This window comes from Streptomyces sp. 13-12-16 (genome assembly GCF_002114215.1).
In the GTDB taxonomy this organism is placed as follows: domain Bacteria; phylum Actinomycetota; class Actinomycetes; order Streptomycetales; family Streptomycetaceae; genus Streptomyces.
In genome coordinates this window covers 1-3,087 of record NZ_NCTE01000905.1, presented here as the reverse complement: position 1 = coordinate 3,087, position 3,087 = coordinate 1, and the positions used below count along the sequence as shown (strand labels likewise).

At 72.9% G+C, this 3,087-nt stretch carries 4 protein-coding genes; 2 read left to right on the top strand and 2 right to left on the bottom strand.

Translation table 11 applies throughout. From position 1 onward, the window contains the following. The coding region (locus tag B7767_RS31710) for a (2Fe-2S)-binding protein (RefSeq protein WP_143652733.1) at positions 1 to 471 on the top strand (471 nt) is incomplete at its 5' end. Positions 472 to 776: 305 nt separating this feature from the next. Continuing rightward, complete coding sequence (locus tag B7767_RS31705; protein WP_085575136.1) at positions 777 to 1,820, top strand: DUF2637 domain-containing protein; 1,044 nt, start codon at positions 777 to 779, stop codon at positions 1,818 to 1,820. A 39-nt stretch (positions 1,821 to 1,859) separates the two neighbouring features. On the opposite strand, the gene B7767_RS31700 is transcribed toward B7767_RS31705, so the two are convergent. Both B7767_RS31700 and B7767_RS31695 read right to left on the bottom strand, forming a co-directional pair. Continuing rightward, positions 1,860 to 2,261 (bottom strand): ATP-binding protein, encoded by a 402-nt coding sequence (locus tag B7767_RS31700; protein ID WP_085575135.1) that lies wholly within the window; start codon positions 2,259 to 2,261, stop codon positions 1,860 to 1,862. 227 nt (positions 2,262 to 2,488) lie between these two features. Next, the coding region (locus B7767_RS31695) for a hypothetical protein (RefSeq protein WP_107486446.1) at positions 2,489 to 3,087 on the bottom strand (599 nt) is incomplete at its 5' end.

The following is a 3,087-nucleotide window of genomic DNA, read 5'->3' as shown; positions in this document are numbered from 1 at the left end:
TTCGCCTGCCTGCCCGGCGACCCCGCCGCCGCGCTGTCCGGCGCCCGCGTGGTGCCCGACGAGGAGGCGCTGCGCGCGGCGGTGCGCGAGGCGGTCGCCCAGCACCTCGAACCCGTGCTGACCGGTTTCGGCCCCCGGATGCGGCGTCGCGGCCGGGCCCTGTGGGGCATGGCGACCGACGAGATCGTCGAGAGCCTGCGGTACGTCTCCCAGCTGCTCGGCGAGGAGGAGCGGGGGCTGCGGGAGCTGGAGCTGCTTCTGCCGGGCACGACCAAGCCGTACGTCGGCGCGGCGGCCTTCCGCCGGCCGACCGGGCCCGACGGGGAGCCGGCGCCCGTCACCCGGGACCGGGTGAGCTGCTGCATGTTCTACACCCTGCGCCCCGCGGACATCTGCGCCACCTGCCCGCGCACCTGCGCCACCGGGGGGACCGGGAAGCGGGCCTCCGAGCTGGTCGCACAGGCGAGTTGACGCCGCGTCGGTCACCGGCACCCCCGCCCGGCGCGTAAGATCATCCGGCCGGCGGGCCGCGGAGGTCACAGGGGATTCACAATTCCCTCACCCGTCACGGGAACTATCCGCGGAACCACCCGTACGGGTAGTCTTATTCGAACTCAACTCCTGCCCGTCACGCGGCAGTTCGAGCGGACGCCGCCCTGGGCACCCCCCACGCACCCCCTTGGCGGCCTCTTGCCCCGAAACCCCCTGAGGGCCACTGGAGTTGGGCCACTATGGCGGGCGTTGCACGCCCTATCCCAATGCAAGGGACCCCTTAGATGAGACTGACCGACATATCGCTGAACTGGCTGCTTCCGGGCGCCGTGCTGCTCCTGGGCATGCTGGCGGCGGTGGCGGTGCTGGCGCGCGGGAAGCGCTCCTCGGTCAAGAGCACGAGCGCGGACGACTCGTGGGAGCGCAGCGAGGAGCGCCGCAGGCGCAAGGAGGCCCTCTACGGCACCGTCTCCTACGTCCTGCTGTTCTGCTGTGCGGCGGTGGCCGCCGCGCTCTCCTTCCACGGCCTGGTCGGCTTCGGCGAACAGAACCTCGGCCTGTCCGGCGGCTGGCAGTACCTCGTCCCCTTCGGCCTGGACGGCGCGGCGATGTTCTGCTCGGTGCTCGCCGTGCGCGAGGCCAGCCACGGTGACGCGGCCCTCGGCTCGCGGATACTCGTGTGGACGTTCGCCTTCGCCGCGGCCTGGTTCAACTGGGTGCACGCTCCCCGGGGCCTCGGCCACGCGGGCGCCCCGCACTTCTTCGCGGGCATGTCCCTGTCGGCGGCGGTCCTGTTCGACCGCGCGCTGAAGCAGACCCGCCGGGCCGCCCTGCGCGAACAGGGCCTGGTGCCGCGCCCGTTGCCGCAGATCCGTATCGTCCGCTGGCTGCGCGCCCCCCGGGAGACCTACCGCGCCTGGTCGCTGATGCTGCTGGAGAACGTGCGCAGCCTCGACGAGGCGGTCGAGGAAGTGCGCGAGGACAAGATCCGCAAGGACGAGGCCAAGCAGCGCAGGCGGGACCAGCAGCGCATGGAGCGGGCCCGGCTGAAGGCGATCAGCCGTGGCCACCGCGGTTTCGCGGGCCGGGGCGGCGGGCGCGAGCTGGAGGCGCCGACGGTGGAGCGCGACTCCGACGTGGTCTCCGCGGAGCCTGCCATACCGGCGCCGGAGGCCCTGCCCGTCCGCGCGCGTCCCTCCCTGCAGCCGGTGCGCACCGGCGCTGACCCGAAGACCGTCGACCTCACCGCCGAGGACGACACCCAGGCCCTGCCGCGCCTGGACTCCCTGGAGCGCAAGCTCAAGGACCTGGAGCAGCAGTTCGGCTGACGCCCCGTCGCGGCCTGAGAGGGGGCGGACCGCCCCCTCTCAGGCCGCGTCCGCGTCGAGTTCGAACCAGACGGACTTGCCCACCCGGTGCTTCCTGACGCCCCAGCCGTCGGCGAGGGACTCGACCAGCACCAGGCCCCTCCCGTGCGTGCCGTCGTCGACGCTCGGTGCCCGCGGCCGGAGCTCCCGGTCCACGAAGTCCCGTACCTCCACCCGTAGTCCACGCGGCCCGACGGTGACCGTGAGGACCGCCTCGCGGCCGGTGTGGACGAGCGCGTTGGTGACGAGCTCGCTGGTGAGCAGTTCCGCGACCTCGGAGCGCTCCGGCGTCCCCCAGTGTCTGAGCAGTTCCCGTAACGCCCTGCGGGACTCGGGCACCGCCCGCAGATCCGCACGCCCCAGTGTGCGCCTCAGCCGATCCGCCGAAGCCTGACTCTTCATGGCCCCCGCCCGCGTGCCGATGTCGATTCCCCCTGTGCTCGAACACCTTCACGGGAATCCTTGCCCGGTCAACCACGTGCCAGTCATGCCGGACGGTCACGAACGGTGGTTGGCCGAAGTGCGATGGCCACACAGATGGCGGCACGAACGCGCGGGGCCGTCCTCCCGACCCCCGTGGCGAGAGGACGACCCCGGCTTCCCATGGTGGTCGCGGCGGCCGTACGGCCTCAGTACAGCTTGTCGACGGCCTTCTTCGTCGTCTTCTTGAACGCGCCCACCGGGGCGTCGTCGAAGTCGCCCAACTGCCCCCAGCCGACGACGGTCACGGTCCTCCCGTCGCGTCCCACGGAGAGCAGGTGGATGTCCGTGGCGCCCCAGGAGGTCTCGGTGTGCAGCCCGTGCACCTGCGCGCCCTCCTCGACCGGCAGCGAACCGTAGTACCGGCCCTCGGCCTCGACGTCCGGGGAGGACCGCTCGATCCGGCCGGCGCAGGAACGGATCTCCTTGTTCAGCAGGGCGGCCAGCGCCTTGCCCTTGGCGGCGGAGCCGGTGACGACGGTGGTCTGTACGGCGCCGGTGTCCAGATCGGTGCGGAAGACGCGGTGCCGGTAGTCGTACGCCGGCACGCCCTCGCCGAGACAGTGGGCGAGCTCCACCGGGAAGCCGTCGGTGACCGGGCCCGCGGTCCAGGTGGACGACGGGTGCGGGGGCAGCTCGGAGGCCGCGAGGAACCTGGGCGGTGCGGCCTCCTGGGGCGCGGCGCCGGCCGGCGCGGTGAGCGCCGTACCGGCGGCGAGGGCGGCGACGGTGAGCGCCGCGAGGGTGG

Coding starts and splice junctions, on each gene's coding strand:
- B7767_RS31700 (WP_085575135.1), bottom strand. CDS start 2,261: ATGAAGAGTCAGGCTTCGGCGGATCGGCTGAGGCGCACACTGGGGCGT.
- B7767_RS31705 (WP_085575136.1), top strand. CDS start 777: ATGAGACTGACCGACATATCGCTGAACTGGCTGCTTCCGGGCGCCGTG.